Below are 17,297 nucleotides of genomic sequence, written 5' to 3' on the forward strand. Positions count from 1 at the left end.
TAATATTGTTCGTTGAGAATATATGTTTGATTTTTGTCTGAGTTATCAGGGTTGACCCGATCGGACATTTGCTCGCTATAGCTTGAAGAATTTCAGTTTTAGCTCAAATGATCGTCAACAGGTAAGCTTCGGTTAACCATAAGCGTTTAGTGTATATGTATCAAAATGGGGCAATTAGCGGAGCAGGTTTATGCAGCGCTATAGATTTGACGATAAAAGAGTTCTGATCGAAGCAATCGTTGAGCTTCTCAATAGAGGTGTGGAGCCGGATGAGCTTGATCTTGTATTAAGCCGTATTGGGCCGGTTGATCTTGATCTCATGCAGCAATGCCTGATCGAAGTCTGGAATTATAACCATCCAGAACCGATCGAAACACCGATGGCGGCTTAATCGGCATCTTTGATTGTGAAATCCACTCTTGGTGTACGGCGGTAAGGTTCCCTGAGAGTGTCACAATCTTGAAATGCTCGGCTGCTATATCCATATTGTATCGGGAATTCATTTGGTGATGTGACCACGGATGTACTGGCGCAACCTAAATGAGAGCGGAAGGTCGGGTTCACCCCGGCCTTTTTCGTTTTTGGCTGTTAATGAATTCTTGCGATGATAATTATTCCCGACATGCAATATTTATCCTGCAGCGGCTCCAGTTAAGACTGAATCGTTGGGGCTGCTGTAACTGTTTGTTTTTACGCATTTTCCGACGCATCGCAGCAGGAAAAGAAATCAGTCCGGCGAACTGATTTCCCAGCGGAGACGCTTCGCACTTTTGCTGGAAATGCTATAAGTCTCGGAAGACCGGTTTGGCGCGGGTGTTAACCCAAGCTAGTATTAATTCGACGTTATCACAGCACGGATTTTCATCATGATACGCCATATAGTTCTTGTTAAATTCAAAGCCGAACTCGATAGCGCGAGCATTGAGGCTGCTTTGAATGCAGTTGTCGCTCTGAAAGATAAAATTGAGGGCATCATTGCCGTAAGTGTTGGTGATAACAACAGTCCGGAAAATCTGGAAAAAGGCTTTCGCCACGGCTTTGTTGTGGACTTTGTGGACTCGGCTGCGCGCGACGCTTATCTGCCCCACCCAGAGCACGCGAAAGTCGGAAAAGCGCTGGTCGAAGCCGCAGAAGGCGGCCTTGCTGGGATTTTGGTTTTCGATTACACCTTTTGATCGTTTTAAAGCAGAAGTCCACCGACGCCCATTCGTGCAAGGGCGTCTGAATCAAGTGCTAAGCCAGCCATTAATCTGTCTAGCACTTGGTCGAGACTATTCTCACGCGCACTTCGAGCTGTTCCCGGCGCCACGATGATGTACTTTCCGTTGAGCTTTCCGAGCGAGAGTAGATTGCCGGGATCAACGGGAATACCGATACGGAGGATTTCTCCTCCTGCCTGAACGATGGACCTCGGCACAATATCGATCTCGTCCGCAACCGCGGAAGCACTGAAAATAATCAGCAGATCGCAACTGGTGCTCAGCTCACTTATGGCCTTAGACAAGGGAGCTATTTCGTGTGCTACACGCGTCTCCGCTATCACCGAGCCGCAATTGTGTTGCACGCGCTTCGTAATCAATTCGTGGGTTTTATCGAGCACAGTTTCGCGAACGGAAGGAAGTCGTGACTGAATGACGCCGAGTCTCGTTTTCTCAAACGAATGAACCTTGAGAACCTGTTTTGTCTCGAGGACTGTGCGAATATTTCCAATAAGAGAGCCTGGAACGGCAAACGGAATGATTTTGACGGTTGCAACCATTTGCCCACTTTCAACACGGCTAAGATTGTTCAACGTGGCCACTGATATCCTCGGGTCGAGCAAGTTAATTGTATCGATGCCAGCAACATCAACACTAAACAAACCGTTGCTGCGGGCAAAGAGATTGACACGGCCGGTTGTGGCAGGGCCTGCCTCAATCATATCTTCAATCAGGCTTTGCCCTATTACGAGGGCTGCTTCATCTTCGCCAATATCATTGGGTTCCAGTCGAGCGGCAACAACGCGGTTGATTCCCGCCCGTTTCAAAGCTTCGATGTGATTTTCGGTCAGCAAGGTGCCTTTGCGAACACTCTCCGCCTTCGTCACCAGCGTATAAGCCAGTATTGCACCCTCTGCCTCGTCAATCGCCCACTCAGCGAAAATCATGAACGTATCTCTTGGTCGCTATTTCATGAAAGTTGCCCGGTAATGTCAGAACTCTTATCTAAAATGAGATCGTTAAGAAACGACCGGTATTCGCAACGATGGAGTTTATCTCTTTCAGAAAACGAATACTTTCCCAGATAGAAGCTGTAAAGCTGATGTGGGTTGAGAGTCTTTCCGCGCGGTTGCGTTGACATTTAACAAAATATACGTCTCTATCAGGTCGGATTTATTATTAGTTTTTATTTTTTTATTTAAGTAAATTAAAATTTAGATGCGTACTAGTGTCGAATTTTTAATTATTGATTTCTATTTACGTTAGTAAATTTCTATCACGATTAGGTTATTTTTCTTTTTTTATTTATCCGTTTTAGAAAAGATCATGACTTATGGCTAACTTACGGCAAACTATATCAATTTTGTCGTTCTCCGAGTCATTTCTGACTCATGTGGCGTGTCCGGCCGCGACATTTCGAACCAGTACATTTTGCTCCAGGCAGGTGACAAACGGAATTATTCGTTATAACGGTTCCTTTGGAATTTTCAGAATTTACCGAAAACTAGGAAATGACGCATGCGCCGGAGCTGAAGCTCTGCGCGCAGGATGGAAAGACAAATGAAACACGGCACCCCCCGGACGATCGTTTCGTTCGCCGTCTTGGCCCTCACGGCGTTTCTCGCCGGCTGCGAGAACCAAGTCCTGCTCTCTCCGAAAGGAGAGGTCGGTGTGGCTGAGCGCGATCTTATGCTTTTCGCAACTGGTTTGATGCTTCTCGTCGTGCTGCCGGTCATCTTTATGACCTTGTACTTCGCGTGGAAGTATCGCGCCGACAACGATAAAGCAGAATACAAACCTGACTGGCATCATTCTACGAAGATTGAAGCCGCAGTCTGGCTTATTCCGTGCGCCATTATTGTGGTTCTCGGAACGGTAACTTGGATCAGCACGCATAAGCTCGATCCTTATCGTCCGCTGGAATCAAATATTCCGCCAATCAATGTCGAAGTCGTAGCGCTCGACTGGAAGTGGCTGTTTATCTATCCGGATCAGGGTGTTGCCTCTGTCAACGAAATGGCAATGCCTGTTGGTGTGCCTGTCAACTTCAAGCTGACTTCCAGCAATATCATGAACTCCTTCTTCATTCCGGTACTCGGTAGCCAGGTCTATTCCATGCCCAGCATGCAGACCAAGCTTCACCTGATTGCTGACCACGAAGGTGTGTTCGACGGCATTTCCGCAAACTACAGCGGCCAGGGCTTTGCCCAGATGCGTTTCAAGGCGCATTCGCTGGATCAGGCCGGCTTTGACAAGTGGGTTGCTGATGCAAAGGCTTCTGGTCAGGAACTGTCGCGTGAGCGTTATGCTTCGCTGGTTCAGCCAAGTGAAAAAGCTCCGGTTCAGCATTTTGCTTATAACGACAAGGCACTGTTTCATAACATCGTAAACCGTTGCTGGGATGGCAAGTCGGTCTGCCTGGATGATCAGATGCACCAGGCTCAGATGGTTCGTGAAGCTCGCGCAAATCTACGCAAGTCTTCGCCAGTCGATTTCAGCCTTTGGGCAAATGACATCATTTGCGCCATTCAGCCGCAGCGCCTGTCGCAGCTTGAAAACTGATTTGCCGATGCGGCTTAGCCCTGGAGATTGTCCGGGGCTAAACCGCTGATCGCACTCCAATCGAAGTAAGAATAGAAATGTTCGGAAAACTTACGCTCGAAGCGATCCCGTATCACGAGCCTATCATCATGGTCACATTGACCGCGATAGCTGGTGGGGCGCTCGCTATTCTCGCAGCCATTACCTACTATAAAAAGTGGGGTCCACTCTGGAACGACTGGCTGACCTCTGTCGATCATAAACGTATCGGCATTATGTACATTATTCTGGCTTTCGTGATGCTGTTCCGCGGCTTCTCGGACGCTGTCATGATGCGTGCCCAGCAGGCTCTGGCTTCTGGTGCAAATGAAGGCTTTCTGCCGCCACATCACTACGATCAGATATTCACCGCCCATGGCGTGATCATGATCTTCTTCGTCGCAATGCCTTTCATCGTTGGTCTGATGAACTTTGCCGTACCGCTTCAGATCGGCGCGCGCGACGTTGCGTTCCCGTACCTCAACTCACTGAGCTTCTGGCTGACAGTTGCTGGTGCGATTCTGATCAACGTTTCGCTCGGCGTTGGCGAATTCGCCAAGACCGGCTGGCTGGCCTATCCACCGCTTTCCGGCAAGGAGTTCAGTCCAGATGTCGGGGTCGACTATTATATCTGGGCCTTGCAGATTTCAGGTATGGGTACGCTTCTTTCGGGCGTCAACCTGATCACAACCATCATCAAGATGCGTGCACCCGGCATGGGCATGATGCAGGTTCCGGTTTTCACTTGGACCGCACTCTGCTCGAACGTGCTGATCGTGGCTGCGTTCCCGATCTTGACCGTAACGCTCGCTCTGCTATCGCTTGACCGTTATCTGGATTTCCACTTCTTCACCAATGATGGTGGCGGTAATCCGATGATGTATGTGAACCTGATCTGGATCTGGGGTCACCCAGAAGTCTATATTCTGGTTCTTCCTTGCTTTGGCGTTTTCTCTGAAATCATTGCGACCTTCTCTGGCAAGCGTCTGTTTGGTTATGCATCGATGGTTTATGCGACCGTTGCCATTACCATTCTGTCATTCCTTGTCTGGGTGCACCACTTCTTCACAATGGGTGGCGGAGCAAGCGTAAACGCCTTCTTTGGCGTTGCAACGATGATCATCTCGATCCCGACCGGTGCAAAAGTCTTCAACTGGCTCTTCACCATGTATAAGGGGCGGGTTCGCATGGAAACCCCGGTCATGTGGACCATCGGCTTCATGTGCACCTTCGTTGTTGGTGGTATGACGGGCGTTCTGCTTGCTGTTCCGCCTGCAGACTTCGTACTGCACAACTCAGTGTTCCTGATCGCCCACTTCCACAATGTGATCATCTCGGGCGTTCTGTTCGGCTGCTTTGCCGGTCTCATCTACTGGTGGCCAAAGGCCTTTGGCTTTAAGCTGCATGAAGGTCTTGGCCGCAAGGCATTCTGGTGCTGGCTCGTTGGCTTCATTCTCGCCTTCATGCCGCTCTATGTGCTCGGCCTGATGGGTATGACCCGTCGTCTGAACCACACCGAAAACCCGGCATGGCACATCTATCTGATCGTTGCTGCTATCGGTGTCGCGATTATCCTTTGCGGTATTGTGTTCCAGGTTCTGCAGATCATGATCTCCATCCGCGATCGCGAAAAGCTGCGCGTTGTTGATGGCGACTCATGGGGCACAGGTCGTACACTCGAGTGGTCGATTTCGTCGCCTCCGCCATTCTACAACTTCGCTGAAGTGCCGCATGTCCGCGATCACGACAGCTGGTGGGATATGAAGCAGAACGATTATGTTCGTCGTACCGAAAAGTTCGCGCGCATTCATATGCCAAAGAACACCGGAACGGGCTTCATCATCGGTATCCTGTGCATTCCATTCGGCTTTGCCATGGTGTGGCATATCTGGTGGTTGGCAATTGCATCGTTCATCGCTGTCTTCGCAGTTGCTATCGCCCACTCCTTCAACAATGACAGGGACTTCTATGTCTCGGCCGATGAAGTACAGCGCGTCGAAGACGCCTATACTCGGCAACTGAATGCTCAGGAGGCATGATCCATGAGCGCGACTGTTACGACTACCGGCCCTTTCAAGGGCGGAAACGAGCATCCCGCTCACGAAGACCATCATGATGCAGGGTCGACCACACTGGTCGGCTTCTGGATCTACCTGATGAGCGACTGCGTTCTCTTCTCGGGCCTCTTTGCAACCTATGCTGTTCTGGCACATCAGTTCGCGGGCGGTCCAACCGGCCGTGAACTCTTCGACCTGCAGTTTGTGTTGACGGAAACCATGCTGCTTCTGGTGTCGTCCCTGACCTATGGTCTGGCGACGCTGTCGATGTACAGGAATAACCGTGCAGGCGTTCTGTTCTGGTTGGGCGTAACCTTCCTGCTTGGTGCAGCGTTCTTGGTTATGGAAATCTATGAATTCCATCACCTGATCGTGGAAGGTGCAGGTCCTGACCGCTCAGCATTCCTTTCGGCATTCTTTGCGCTGGTTGGAACGCATGGTCTCCACATTACTTCGGGTCTGGTCTGGATTCTGGTGCTTTCGGCCCAGCTTCTACGCGATGGCCTGACTGAAAAGAACCGGACGCGCGTGATGTGCTTGAGCCTCTTCTGGCACTTCCTGGACATCATTTGGATTGGCGTCTTTACCCTTGTCTATCTGCTGGGTGTATTGTGATGAGCTCTGGACACGAAACACATGATCAAGCCGCACACGGCAGCCTGAAGTCTTATCTGATTGGCTTTGTGCTGGCGGTTATTCTCACCGTCGTTCCCTTCATGCTGGCCATGAACGGTTACTTCACGCCGGCAACCACCGCAGCCATCGTGCTCGGTATCGCCGTCGTTCAGATCCTGGTGCATCTGGTTTACTTCCTGCATCTTGATCCGAAGTCGGAAAATGGCTGGAACATCCTCGCGCTCATTTTCACGGTCATCATTCTGGCCATCGTGCTTGCTGGCTCCATCTGGGTCATGCATCACCTCGATACCAATATGATGCCGATGTATATGACGCCGGATGATGCACGTAATCTGCCATAATTAAACTTCGAAGGGCCTGTTTCTGCAGGCCTTTTGATATCAGATACCTGGCCTGACGGCCCGGTTCCGCGGCTTTTTTCCTCCCTCTCCCCCTTAAAAGCCGCGTGGCGCCCCGGTTCCCTCCGGGGCGCTTTCATTTTACTTGGTAAGAAGATGAGGCATTTATTCCAAGTTTATCTTGTATAAAATTTTAATAAAATTTCGATTCTTATTGCTGGATGATATCCGTAATACGGCTATTGTGTTTATAATTCCGCATCAACAATAATGATATTTACCATCATAAATAGACTTATTTGATTTAATCTATTTAATGTTGTATGTGTTGCTTCGTTAATTTCTTCGCATTGCATTTGTGTAGTTGCATATTTGGAGAAGTATCGATGTTTTTATTTAAGAGAGTACTTAATAATAAGTTTGTTGGGGGATTGACTTTTGCTATGGCTGTTGCCGTTCCGGCATTGGCGTTTGCAGCCTCTGCAACTGTGACTGCAAACGTAAATGTTCGCAGTGGACCCGGCGCAAATTATGCGCGTTTGGCTGCTCTGCCCGCAGGTGTTAGCGTGAATGTGGGGTCATGTCGTGGAAGCTGGTGCCAGATCTATAATGGCAACAGAGTTGGGTTTGTTTCTGCACGTTATGTTCGCTTTGGCTCCTATAACGGCAACGCTTATGCTGCTCCGTCTAACACGACTGTAATTGTCGGCAATGATGGCTACAACGACGGTTGGGCCCCTGGTTTCGGTCTAGGTCTAGGTCTCGGCTGGGCAACAGGTGGCGGCTATTGGGGGCCGGGTTGGGGCGGTCCAGGTTGGCGAGGCGGGCCAAACTATTACAACGGTTGTATTGGCCGCAATTGCCAATCCAATCGTGGCGGTGGGCGCAATGGCTGGAACCCTCGCTGGGGCCATGGTCCACAATGGGGTGGCCGTGGATGGCCGCGGGGCCAGGTTCGCGGTAACTGGGGCCCCGGTCCGGTTGTGGGGCCGCGCTTCACATCTGGTCAGGGTCACTTCGGCGGGTTTAACCGCCCAGCATTTGGTAATCGCGGTTTTGGTGGTGGCTTTAGCGGTGGCGGTATGCATTTTGGGAACATGCGTCCCATGCATGCCGGACGGTAGCAATAATCACTCACAGCATTTCCAGCAAAAGTGCGAAGCGGTTTTGCGTCGGATAATGCGTAAAAACAAACAGTTACAGCGAATCCAACGGTTCATTCTTAGCTGGAGCCGCTGTAATTCACTCGATATCAGGTCGTTATCCTCCCCTCCTGATGGCCTGATCCGCGGCTCACTGGAAACTCCTCCCTCCAGTGGGCCGCAATCATTTTGCAATGTTCGCTTTGCATATTAACCCTCCATTGACTCAATCTATTCAAAATAGGGAATAAAGAATGTTTGGGTTTTGGAAGCATTTTGAGATTCTGATCGAGCCGATGTGTATTTTCGGTTTTGCTTAGATAAAATCTCGTCCGGGCCTGAAATGTCTTAACGCATCTGGGTTGAAGCTTGGCCTTCCCACTACTCTATGTTAATCCCTGAATCGTCCTGGGATTTGGGGGAGGACGAAGCGCTACCCGAGCGGTCGTAAAACAGAAACCGGACAGTAACGTGTATGACTTGGAGTAACAGGACGATACAGGGAAGAAGTCTTATTGTGCTCGCGCTTGCGGTGCAATTTGCTTCGATGACGGTGTCGCCTGCATTGGCGTTTGAGATTTTTGGCGTCCGTCTCTGGGGCAAGGATAAGACGGAGGATGCCGCTGCGGTTATCTCCGATCCCAAACATTATTCAGTCAACGTTGAGGCAACGGGTAGTCGCAAAAATGCTGACGGTAGCGATGCTGACGTGAAATCCGTTATCGAAGGCGCTTCTGGCCTCGTATCGGATGAAGATAAGCCAGCATCAGGTTCAGCAGGGCTTTTGGCCAAGGCGCGTGGCGATTATCGCCGCATTCTATCAGCGCTATATGGCGAAGGTCGATATGGTGGCACGATCTCCATCAAGGTTGATGGTCGTGAAGCCAATGATATTCCCGTTGATGCCGTTATCCCAGACAATGCCAAGATTGACATTTCAGTTGATCCCGGTCCTCAGTTTTTGTTCTCGCGCACAGCAATTTCCAACATAGCGCCGCCGCCTGTCGACAAGCGCGATAAAGTGCAGTCGCCGGAAGAAGCTGGCTTTGCACCCGGTCAGGTTGCCCGTTCAGGTACGATCCTGAAGGCAGAGCGTCTGGCAGTCGAGGCCTGGCGTCAGCAGGGCTATGCGAAGGCAAAAGTAACCGGTGAAGACATTGTTGCGGATCACGACGGCAATACACTTGCCGCTGACGTTTCGCTCGATCCGGGTCGTAAGGCGCATTACGGTCCTGTGAGTGTGGTTGGTACAGCGCGTATGGACCCGCAATTCGTGGCCTGGATGACGGGCTTGAAGCCGGGACAGGAATACGATCCTGACGATATAGAGAAGGCTAAAAAGCGGCTTGGTCGCATGGAAGTCTTCCGTGCGATGAATTTCGAGGAAGCCGAGAAAATTGAGGCGGATGGCAGTCTGCCAATGACGCTCAATGTTCAGGAGCGCAAACCACGTCGCTTTGGTTTTGGTGCAGAATATTCAACGCTTGATGGCTTCGGCGTCACCGGATACTGGATGCACCGCAACCTTTTCGGCAGAGGCGAACGTTTGCGCTTTGATGCCAAGGTCAGTGGTGTAGGTGGCTCACAAGACAACTCGTTCGATCCGGCCAACTTTACCTATACGCTGGGCACCAGCTTCACAAAGCCTGGGGTTTATACGCCGGATACGGATTTCGTTGCAGCACTCGATGCAAAGCGTGAAGTGCTCGACGCTTATACCGAAACATCGATCAATGCGAAGACCGGCTTCACGCAGATTTTCAGTGATGAGCTTTCGGGGGCGCTTTATGCCAAGGCCAGCCATGGCCGCTTCGATGACGATTATTTCGGAACCCGTGAATTCACGACAGTCGGGCTTGAAGGCAATCTTCTTTATGATGGCCGTAACAACAAGCCCGACCCAAGCTCCGGTGTCTATCTCGAAGGCAATATTCAGCCGTTCTACGAGTTTCAACGCGGCAATTTTGCAACCCGTTTTACAGCTGAGGGCCGTGCCTATTACGGGTTTGGAGCAACAAACCGCGTGATTCTCGCAGGTCGCGTAAAGGTCGGTTCGGTTGTTGGTGCCGATATTGCAGATCTGCCGCCCAACCAGCTGTTCCTTGCGGGTGGCGGTGGCTCCATCCGTGGCTATTCCTATCGCGGTGTCGGTGTTGAAACATCGACGGGCGATGTCATCGGTGGCCGCTCGCTGGTTGAAACATCGGGTGAAGTGCGCGCACGCGTCACCGATTCCATCGGTGTTGTTGGCTTTGTCGATGCGGGCTATGTGGGTGAGCAATCCTATCCAGATTTTTCGGAAGAAATGCGTGTCGGCGCGGGTCTCGGCTTACGCTATCTGACGGGGCTTGGGCCGATCCGCCTCGACGTCGCACTTCCGCTTAACCGCCGCTCGGGCGATCCGAGCTATGCATTCTACGTAGGCATAGGACAGGCGTTTTGACCAGATTTCTTGCACTCTTAGTCTTCATTCTCTTCGCCATTCCTGTGGTCGCGCAGGAGCAGGCGGAAGAGGAAAAGTCGTATTTCATTTCTTTCGTGGAGAGCAAGCTTTCCGCGCCAAACCGTCGTATCCAGTTTTCGGGTCTGAGCGGTCTTCTGTCATCTGAAGCGAGTGTCGGCGCAATTACCATTGCCGACCGTGAAGGTGTATGGCTGCGAATTGAAAATGCAAAACTCAACTGGAGCCGCACGGCGCTGTTCACTGGCCGACTCAGCATTCAGTCGCTGGTGGCAGAGCGTATTGACCTGATCCGCAAGCCGTTGCCGGATAACAGTCTGCCTTCGCCTGAATCATCAAGCTTCAGCCTGCCGGAACTGCCGCTTTCGATCAATATCGACAGCCTCGACGTCTCAAGCCTGCACTTTGGTCAGGATATTTTCGGTCTGCAATCGGAAGTTTCGCTCAACGGTAATCTGTCGCTGGCCGATGGATCGCTGAATTCCGCTTTCAATATCAAGCGCCTTGATGGTCCGGGTGGCAATTTTTCGCTCCGGGCAGCTTATGCCAATGCCGATCAGAAGCTTGATCTCGATCTGAAGGTCGCGGAACCGGCCAATGGTATTGTTGCCAATGTGCTCAATATTGATGGCCGTCCGCCTGTTGATCTAACGCTGACCGGCAATGGCACGCTCGACGACCTCAAGATCGATCTGGCTCTTGATACCAATGGCAGCCGTACGCTCACCGGCGGCTTTACGCTGGTTCGTCAGGCTGATGGGCGTGTTTTTGCAACGCGTGTCGATGGACCTATCGCGGTTCTGGTTCCGCCAGCATTTCGCGACTTCTTTGGTGCAGAGACTGCACTTGTCGCCAATGGTTTGCTGAAAGACGGCGGTGGCTTCCGCCTTGATGATCTGGCGTTGAATACCGCCGCTTTGAAGATAAAAGCTTCAGCTGAATCCGGAAATGATGGCTTCCTGAACAAGCTTCGCGTTGATGCGGCCATTCAGGATGACAGCAAGGGCGAGGTGCTCCTGCCAGTCAAGGGTGGTGATACGACTATCAACAACGCCACACTGCAAATCTCTTATGGTGATCGTCCAAACAATGACTGGACGGGTAAGCTTGCGGTTTCAGGTTTCAAGAATGCAACCGTATCTGCTTCCAGTATCGTGCTGGATATGGGCGGCGTTGCTGAAAATCTTGGTGATATTACAAATCGCCATGTCACTTTCAATGTGAACGGCGGCATCAGCGGTATTGATGCAACGGATGCAAAAGTTGCCGAAGCGCTGGGTCAGAAAATCGATCTGGCGATTGCGGGCGGCTGGCGCGCCGGCTCGGCTGTTGAGCTCGCCAAGGCAAGCATCGAGGGCAATGGTCTGAGCCTTGAGCTTCAGGGCAACATTGATGACTTTGCATTCAACGGCGATATCATTGCCAAGGTTGCGAGCCTTGCTCCTTATGCCGAGCTCGCCGGACGTGATCTGGCTGGCAGCATTGACGTGAAGGCATCCGGCATTGTCAGGCCGATCAGCGGCGCATTCCAGCTCAATCTTGATGGTACAGCGCAGAACATGCGTACCGGCACCGAAGCCGTGGATAATATCCTCGACGGTGAAGTCCGTCTCAGTGGCGCTCTGGGGCGCAGCGCGGAAGGATTTTCCGCGCGTGATTTCCGCATCGGCAATGAGCTGAGCGAAATCACTGCCAATGGCTCATTTGCATCCGATAAAGCCGATTTCGATTTTGGCGTCATGCTGTCTGATCTCAAGCTTCTGTCCGACAAAGCTTCCGGTCGCATGACGATCAAGGGTAGCGCGCGTGGCGATGATAAGCTTATTGCTTTGGCCCTTCGTGCCGATGCACCACAGGGCACGCTTGCCGACCGCAAGCTCGCCGATGGTGCTCTCGACTTCAACGCGCTTCTGGACGGCAATGCAACGACGGGCGCATCGCTTTCGGGCAAGCTTGCAGGCAGTGCGTTCCTCAATGGCGAGAAGATTGATCTCGGGTCACTAATCGATATCGTCAATGATGAGAAGCGTCTGACCAACCTCGTATTCAATGCAGGCGGCGCGCATCTTTCCGGCAATGTTACACAGAATGCCAAAGGCTTGCTTGCTGGCCAACTCAATGTGGATGCACCGGATATCTCGACAGCCGCGGCACTTTTCCTCGCCGATGCAACGGGTGCGGCGAATGCCGACATTACGCTCGATGCCAATGGCGAACGCCAGAATGCAACTGTTAATGCCAAGGCCAATAGTCTCAAGATCAATGGTAATCACATTGCTTCGGCTGATATTGCGCTAACGGCCCAGGATCTGTTTGGTGTGCCGGTCGTCGATGGCACAGCGGCAGCGCGCGATATTCTCGTTGGCACTTTCGGCATCGACAATTTTGATGCAAAGGCCAATGCAACAGGAACAAAGACCGAATTCACTGCGAGCACCAAGCTCAAGATTGGCACTTTGGCCAATGCATCCGGTTCGCTGGAGCCGAAGGATGGTGGTTTTGAGCTGGGGCTGACATCTGCCGATGTGAAGCAGGGTTCACTTTCAGCGGTACTAGCAGCGCCTGCAACCATTGCCATGAAAGGCAGTGACATTTCGTTTGGCGATATCATCGTCAATACCGGTGACGGTCAGGTAAAGGTCAATGGTGCGATTGGAGAGCGTCTCGATCTTTCGGTTGCACTTTCCAATCTGCCTTTGGCGCTCGCCAATACCTTCAAACCTGATCTTGGTCTTGGCGGCACGCTCAATGGCACGGCTCGCGTCACAGGAACGCGTGAGAAGCCGAATGCGGCTTTCGATATTGCCGCGCGGGGCGTCACGGCGGCACAGCTAAAAGATCAGGGCATCGCGCCGCTCAATGCTGATGCCAAGGGTAGCTCGGATAATAATCGTCTGAATGTGGATGCTCATGTTACTGGTGGTGGTGGCATTGATGTGACCGCAAAGGGTGGTGTTCCGCTCGGACAGGGCGATATGGCGGTCGATATCAATCTCGCCAACCTGCCACTGACTGCACTGAATGGCGCTGTGAAAGGGCAGGACCTTGCGGGTAATGTCACGGGTACAGCGCGTGTCACCGGACCTTTGACCAATCCTGCTGCAAGCTTCAATCTGCGTGGCACAGGACTGGCGGCAAAGCCTCTGCGCGACAACGGCCTTGCGCCGCTGAGCCTGCAGGCGGCTGGTAACTATGCGGCAAAGGCGGTCGATATTTCTTCGCTGACTGTTGATGGTCCGCAGGGCCTCAATGTCACAGCCAACGGCAAGGTTCCATTCTCGGGGCAGGGCCTTGGTGTCAATGTTTCTGGCAGCCTTCCACTAGCACTCGCCAACCGCTTCCTCGCGGACCGTGGTGCGCAGGCAAGCGGTACGCTTTCGTTGACGGCAAGTGTTTCAGGCGGATTTGATAAGCCACAGCTTCGCGGGATGTTCTCGGCGTCAGGTGCGCAGTTTATCGATCCTGAAACCAATGTTCGTCTGAACAACATCAATATTATGGGCGCGATGGAGGGTGAAACCATCACACTCCGTCAGGTCAATGCAGCCTTTGGTAGCGGTGGCGCGATTTCTGCAACTGGTACGATCTCGACTAACGCTGCAGCCAACTTCCCGGCCAATATCGATATCAAGCTTGATCGTGCGCGCTATGCCGACGGCAAGCTGGTGGTGGCAACGGTGAATGGTGGTATTACGATCTCCGGGCCGCTGATGCGTGATCCGCTGATTGCAGGCCGCATCGATGTGGATCGTGCCGAAATTACTGTGCCGGAAAATCTTGGCGGGGGCGCAACCTATGTTCCGGTGCGTCATATTAATACGCCCAAGAACGTTCAGGCGACGCTCGATCGCGCTAAAGTGGAAACGCGCCGCAGCAAGGTGCCGACGCCCACTGCGCGCCCGACAGTTCCGCGTCTTGATGTCGTTGTAAACGCGCCAAACCAGATATTTGTTCGTGGTCGTGGCATTGATACTGAGCTTGGCGGTCGCGTACGGCTGACAGGTCCTGTGACCGGCATCCAGCCCGTTGGCTCATTTGATCTTATTCGCGGTCGTATTGGCATTCTCGGCCAGCGCATTACCTTCGATGAAGGACATGTCACACTTGTTGGCGACCTTAATCCGCAAATCAACTTCGTTGCACGCAGTGAAGGCGATGACATCACGGCAATTGTTACGGTGACCGGCACCGTCGATAATCTCAATATCGTGTTCTCGTCTTCACCGGAATTGCCGCAGGACGAGGTGTTGGCGCATCTGATCTTCAAGCGCTCAATCGGCGAATTGTCGGCGTTTCAGATTGCACAGCTTGCTGCAGCAGCGGCAGAACTGGCCGGCGGTTCCAACAACTCGCTGATGGGTAAACTGCGTCAGGGCACGGGTCTCGACGATATTGATGTCGTGACTGACAGCAAGGGCGAAACTGCCGTCCGTGCGGGTCGCTATATTCGGGACAATATTTATCTGGGTGTTGAAGCCGGTTCTGGCGGATCGACCAAGGGCACCGTCAATCTGGACATTTCCCGCAACCTGAAGGTCAAGGGCGCGCTTGGATCAGAAGGCGATTCCAGCGGCGGTATCTTCTACGAAAAAGATTACTGATCGATCAGTAAAGCTTGATCCAAAGGCCGGGTATCTCCCCGGCCTTTATTTTATCGACCTCACAGTAACCATTTTTCTTAACGTTTACGCGAGTGATTTAACGCTTCCTCAACCATAAGGACGCAAATTGTTGGGACGATAAAAGGGCATTTTGCCGATTGTTTCGAGTTGGACGATTTGTATGTCTAAGTTGAGTGAGAAATTAAGCCGTCGTCATTTTCTGCTGGGCACCGGCGCTGCCATGCTTGGCGGTGTCGCGGGCTGTTCGCAAACCATGGACATGTCTGCTTTTCAGATGAACATCGACCCGATGTCCACAAGCGGCATTTCGCCGATGCGTCCGCAGATCAGTGTCGATAAGAACATTACGACGCCGGATGTGATGTATGCTTCGGTGCAGGAAGGGCCTTATGCGCTTCCAGCCATTCCATATCAGAAAGTGCCGAAAGAATTTCGCCGTCAGATCGTGCCTGATCCGACAGGCGAGGCGCCTGGAACCATCGTGGTTAGCACCAAGGATCACTTTCTGTATTACGTTCTCCCGGGTGGCGAAGCGCTGCGGTATGGCGTCGGCATCGGTAAGGCTGGCTTTGAATGGCAGGGCCGCGCCAATGTTCAATACAAGAAGCAATGGCCGCGCTGGACGCCTCCGCCGGAAATGATTCAGCGCAAGCCAGAGCTTGAAAAATACCGCAATGGTCAGGAGCCTGGGCCGCAAAATCCGCTGGGCGCGCGTGCGCTTTATATCTTCCAGAATGGCCGCGACACCGGCTACCGCATCCATGGGTCGCCGGAATGGTGGTCGATTGGTCAGTCCATGTCCTCGGGCTGTATCCGTTTGATGAACCAGGACATCATCGATCTTTATAATCGTGTTCAGGGGCAAGCACCGATCATCGTTGGATGATCGGTTCACCGATGGGCAAAAAATAGAGCGCGCACATATGATCTATGTACGCGCTCTCGTTTTTACCGGACGGACTGGAGGCGTTTCGCCCGGCTGATCGTTGCTTTCGCTTATTCGTAATGAACCGGCTTGGTCGCGGTGTCGGCAAAAGCAACAAGGCGAGAAAGCTCGATCTTCATGCTGTCGACCGATGCATGAAGGGTGGTTGATGCAGTCGTATCCTGCGCCATCTGGGTCGATATTGCTGGCATGGCAAAGGCTGCCGTCGTAAGTGCGATAGCAGCAACAAAGCCGAGGCGTCGTTCGGTTCTGGCTTGCATTTTCGTTCTCCTCGCGCCGCTTTCTGCGGCCTAAATCAAATTCATTTCCTACGCAGCGTTCCTGAAATCAGTGAAAGGTCGCGCGCCGGTTTATGTTCAAAGCACTGTCGATGGCGTGAATCGGTATTGGCAACAAAGTCTGTCCGAAATCGGCCAAAGTATCGGCAAAACTGCGGGCTGCATCTGCCACATCGTCGCAACGCCGTTTGCAGGCGATTGCTTCAAGGCATGTTTGGAGCAGTAAGCCATCCTGATTCTGAACGCCTGAAATCAGGCCCAGCGTCAGGCACTCTTCTCGGCAGACATGCTGTGAATCGAATGGAAAGGCGCGTAGCTGGCAGCTTGCACAATGACGCAGCACGCGGATGAACTGCGAGAGCTCCCCCACAGCACGCTTTGCTTCCGATGGTCCAAGCAATTCCGAATAGAGGCCCCAGGTCATTTCCCAAGGAATGATCGATCCGGTTTCAAAACCAGCTGTCCAGCGGCGATAGCCTTCCAGCACCAGCTTCTCAGGCAGGCGATCATAATAGCCCACGCTGTTGGCGCCGTTCAGCTCTGTTATGCGCATATTCATGTTCGCCTCCACTCAGAGGTACGAACTGACGCGCAGCTTTGCTGCTTTTGCTTCGCGAGGCGTTCTGTTTCCCCTCGCGCATTGCAATATCCGGTCGGCATAAGATGAAGTTGCCAAGGCAACCCATCCACATTTGCGGACCGGCACTCACTGAGACCGATCATAGGTCCTCCAATCGAACGGGTTCAAGGCCCAAACATCAAAGGCTGCACAAAATAACTCTCGCGCATAAAAGCTCTAAATTGATCTGGAGTCAATTACTCAGCTTTTAGAAAAGTGAATTATTTCAACAGTGTAGAATTATTCTAGACTATAAAAGTCATGTTTATAGCAATAAACGAAGAACGCAACCGCTACAATTGGGTAGCGGTTGCGGCAAACGGGCGCATAATGCACGGAGAGAAGCGCGTTACCACCCTTTGCTCTAGAGCGCCGTGCGCCCTTTTGGGCGCAAAAAATGGCTCTAACACTCTATA

The 17,297-nt window shown here is 52.2% G+C and carries 13 protein-coding genes; 10 read left to right on the forward strand and 3 right to left on the reverse strand.

Translation table 11 applies throughout. From position 1 onward, the window contains the following. Positions 1-190: 190 nt before the first annotated feature. Together KMS41_00210 and KMS41_00215 are read left to right on the forward strand one after the other, a co-directional pair. Positions 191-391 (forward strand): hypothetical protein, encoded by a 201-nt coding sequence (locus tag KMS41_00210; protein ID QWK77709.1) that lies wholly within the window; start codon positions 191-193, stop codon positions 389-391. 475 nt (positions 392-866) lie between these two features. Beyond that, entirely contained in the window at positions 867-1,175 is a 309-nt protein-coding gene (locus KMS41_00215) for a Dabb family protein (GenBank protein ID QWK77710.1), read from the forward strand. Between the two features lie 5 nt (positions 1,176-1,180). Here the strand turns inward: KMS41_00215 and KMS41_00220 are convergent, their stop codons facing one another. Continuing rightward, positions 1,181-2,146, reverse strand: a complete 966-nt coding sequence (locus KMS41_00220; protein QWK77711.1) for a molybdopterin-binding protein — start codon at positions 2,144-2,146, stop codon at positions 1,181-1,183. A 613-nt stretch (positions 2,147-2,759) separates the two neighbouring features. Between KMS41_00220 and cyoA the strand changes: the two genes are divergently transcribed. The 8 genes from cyoA to KMS41_00260 all read left to right on the forward strand — a co-directional run bounded on the left by cyoA (position 2,760) and on the right by KMS41_00260 (position 15,924). Then, complete coding sequence (gene cyoA, locus KMS41_00225) at positions 2,760-3,761, forward strand: ubiquinol oxidase subunit II (GenBank protein QWK77712.1); 1,002 nt, start codon at positions 2,760-2,762, stop codon at positions 3,759-3,761. Positions 3,762-3,838: 77 nt separating this feature from the next. Further along, positions 3,839-5,818, forward strand: coding sequence for a cytochrome o ubiquinol oxidase subunit I (cyoB, locus tag KMS41_00230; protein ID QWK77713.1), 1,980 nt, complete (start codon positions 3,839-3,841; stop codon positions 5,816-5,818). Between the two features lie 3 nt (positions 5,819-5,821). After that, on the forward strand, positions 5,822-6,451 hold the full coding sequence (gene cyoC, locus KMS41_00235; protein ID QWK77714.1) for a cytochrome o ubiquinol oxidase subunit III: 630 nt from the start codon (positions 5,822-5,824) through the stop codon (positions 6,449-6,451). Then, entirely contained in the window at positions 6,451-6,816 is a 366-nt protein-coding gene (gene cyoD, locus KMS41_00240) for a cytochrome o ubiquinol oxidase subunit IV (GenBank protein ID QWK77715.1), read from the forward strand. Before cyoC ends, cyoD begins: the two co-directional genes overlap by 1 nt. A gap of 383 nt (positions 6,817-7,199) precedes the next feature. Further along, complete coding sequence (locus tag KMS41_00245; protein QWK77716.1) at positions 7,200-7,937, forward strand: SH3 domain-containing protein; 738 nt, start codon at positions 7,200-7,202, stop codon at positions 7,935-7,937. Between the two features lie 535 nt (positions 7,938-8,472). Next, positions 8,473-10,398, forward strand: a complete 1,926-nt coding sequence (locus KMS41_00250; protein QWK78723.1) for an autotransporter assembly complex protein TamA — start codon at positions 8,473-8,475, stop codon at positions 10,396-10,398. Then, a complete protein-coding gene (locus KMS41_00255) occupies positions 10,395-15,017 on the forward strand; it encodes a translocation/assembly module TamB (protein ID QWK77717.1) in 4,623 nt (1,540 codons plus the stop codon). Before KMS41_00250 ends, KMS41_00255 begins: the two co-directional genes overlap by 4 nt. A 181-nt stretch (positions 15,018-15,198) precedes the next feature. Then, a complete protein-coding gene (locus tag KMS41_00260; protein QWK77718.1) occupies positions 15,199-15,924 on the forward strand; it encodes a L,D-transpeptidase in 726 nt (241 codons plus the stop codon). Between the two features lie 110 nt (positions 15,925-16,034). On the opposite strand, the gene KMS41_00265 is transcribed toward KMS41_00260, so the two are convergent. Next, a complete protein-coding gene (locus KMS41_00265; GenBank protein QWK77719.1) occupies positions 16,035-16,244 on the reverse strand; it encodes a hypothetical protein in 210 nt (69 codons plus the stop codon). A 67-nt stretch (positions 16,245-16,311) separates the two neighbouring features. After that, positions 16,312-16,821 carry a hypothetical protein gene (locus KMS41_00270; GenBank protein QWK77720.1) on the reverse strand — a complete coding sequence of 170 codons (510 nt, stop codon included), beginning with the start codon at positions 16,819-16,821 and terminating at the stop codon, positions 16,312-16,314. Positions 16,822-17,297 lie beyond the last annotated feature (476 nt).

It is taken from the genome of Ochrobactrum sp. BTU1 (assembly GCA_018798825.1).
Classification (GTDB): Bacteria; Pseudomonadota; Alphaproteobacteria; order Rhizobiales; family Rhizobiaceae; genus Brucella.

What these genes read in the sequence shown, in the direction of transcription:
- KMS41_00260 (QWK77718.1), top strand. Translation starts at nt 15,199, where the DNA reads ATGTCTAAGTTGAGTGAGAAATTAAGCCGTCGTCATTTTCTGCTGGGC.
- KMS41_00265 (QWK77719.1), bottom strand. Translation starts at nt 16,244, where the DNA reads ATGCAAGCCAGAACCGAACGACGCCTCGGCTTTGTTGCTGCTATCGCA.
- cyoC (QWK77714.1), top strand. Translation starts at nt 5,822, where the DNA reads ATGAGCGCGACTGTTACGACTACCGGCCCTTTCAAGGGCGGAAACGAG.
- cyoB (QWK77713.1), top strand. Translation starts at nt 3,839, where the DNA reads ATGTTCGGAAAACTTACGCTCGAAGCGATCCCGTATCACGAGCCTATC.
- cyoD (QWK77715.1), top strand. Translation starts at nt 6,451, where the DNA reads ATGAGCTCTGGACACGAAACACATGATCAAGCCGCACACGGCAGCCTG.
- KMS41_00215 (QWK77710.1), top strand. Translation starts at nt 867, where the DNA reads ATGATACGCCATATAGTTCTTGTTAAATTCAAAGCCGAACTCGATAGC.
- cyoA (QWK77712.1), top strand. Translation starts at nt 2,760, where the DNA reads ATGAAACACGGCACCCCCCGGACGATCGTTTCGTTCGCCGTCTTGGCC.
- KMS41_00270 (QWK77720.1), bottom strand. Translation starts at nt 16,821, where the DNA reads ATGAATATGCGCATAACAGAGCTGAACGGCGCCAACAGCGTGGGCTAT.
- KMS41_00220 (QWK77711.1), bottom strand. Translation starts at nt 2,146, where the DNA reads ATGATTTTCGCTGAGTGGGCGATTGACGAGGCAGAGGGTGCAATACTG.
- KMS41_00245 (QWK77716.1), top strand. Translation starts at nt 7,200, where the DNA reads ATGTTTTTATTTAAGAGAGTACTTAATAATAAGTTTGTTGGGGGATTG.
- KMS41_00210 (QWK77709.1), top strand. Translation starts at nt 191, where the DNA reads ATGCAGCGCTATAGATTTGACGATAAAAGAGTTCTGATCGAAGCAATC.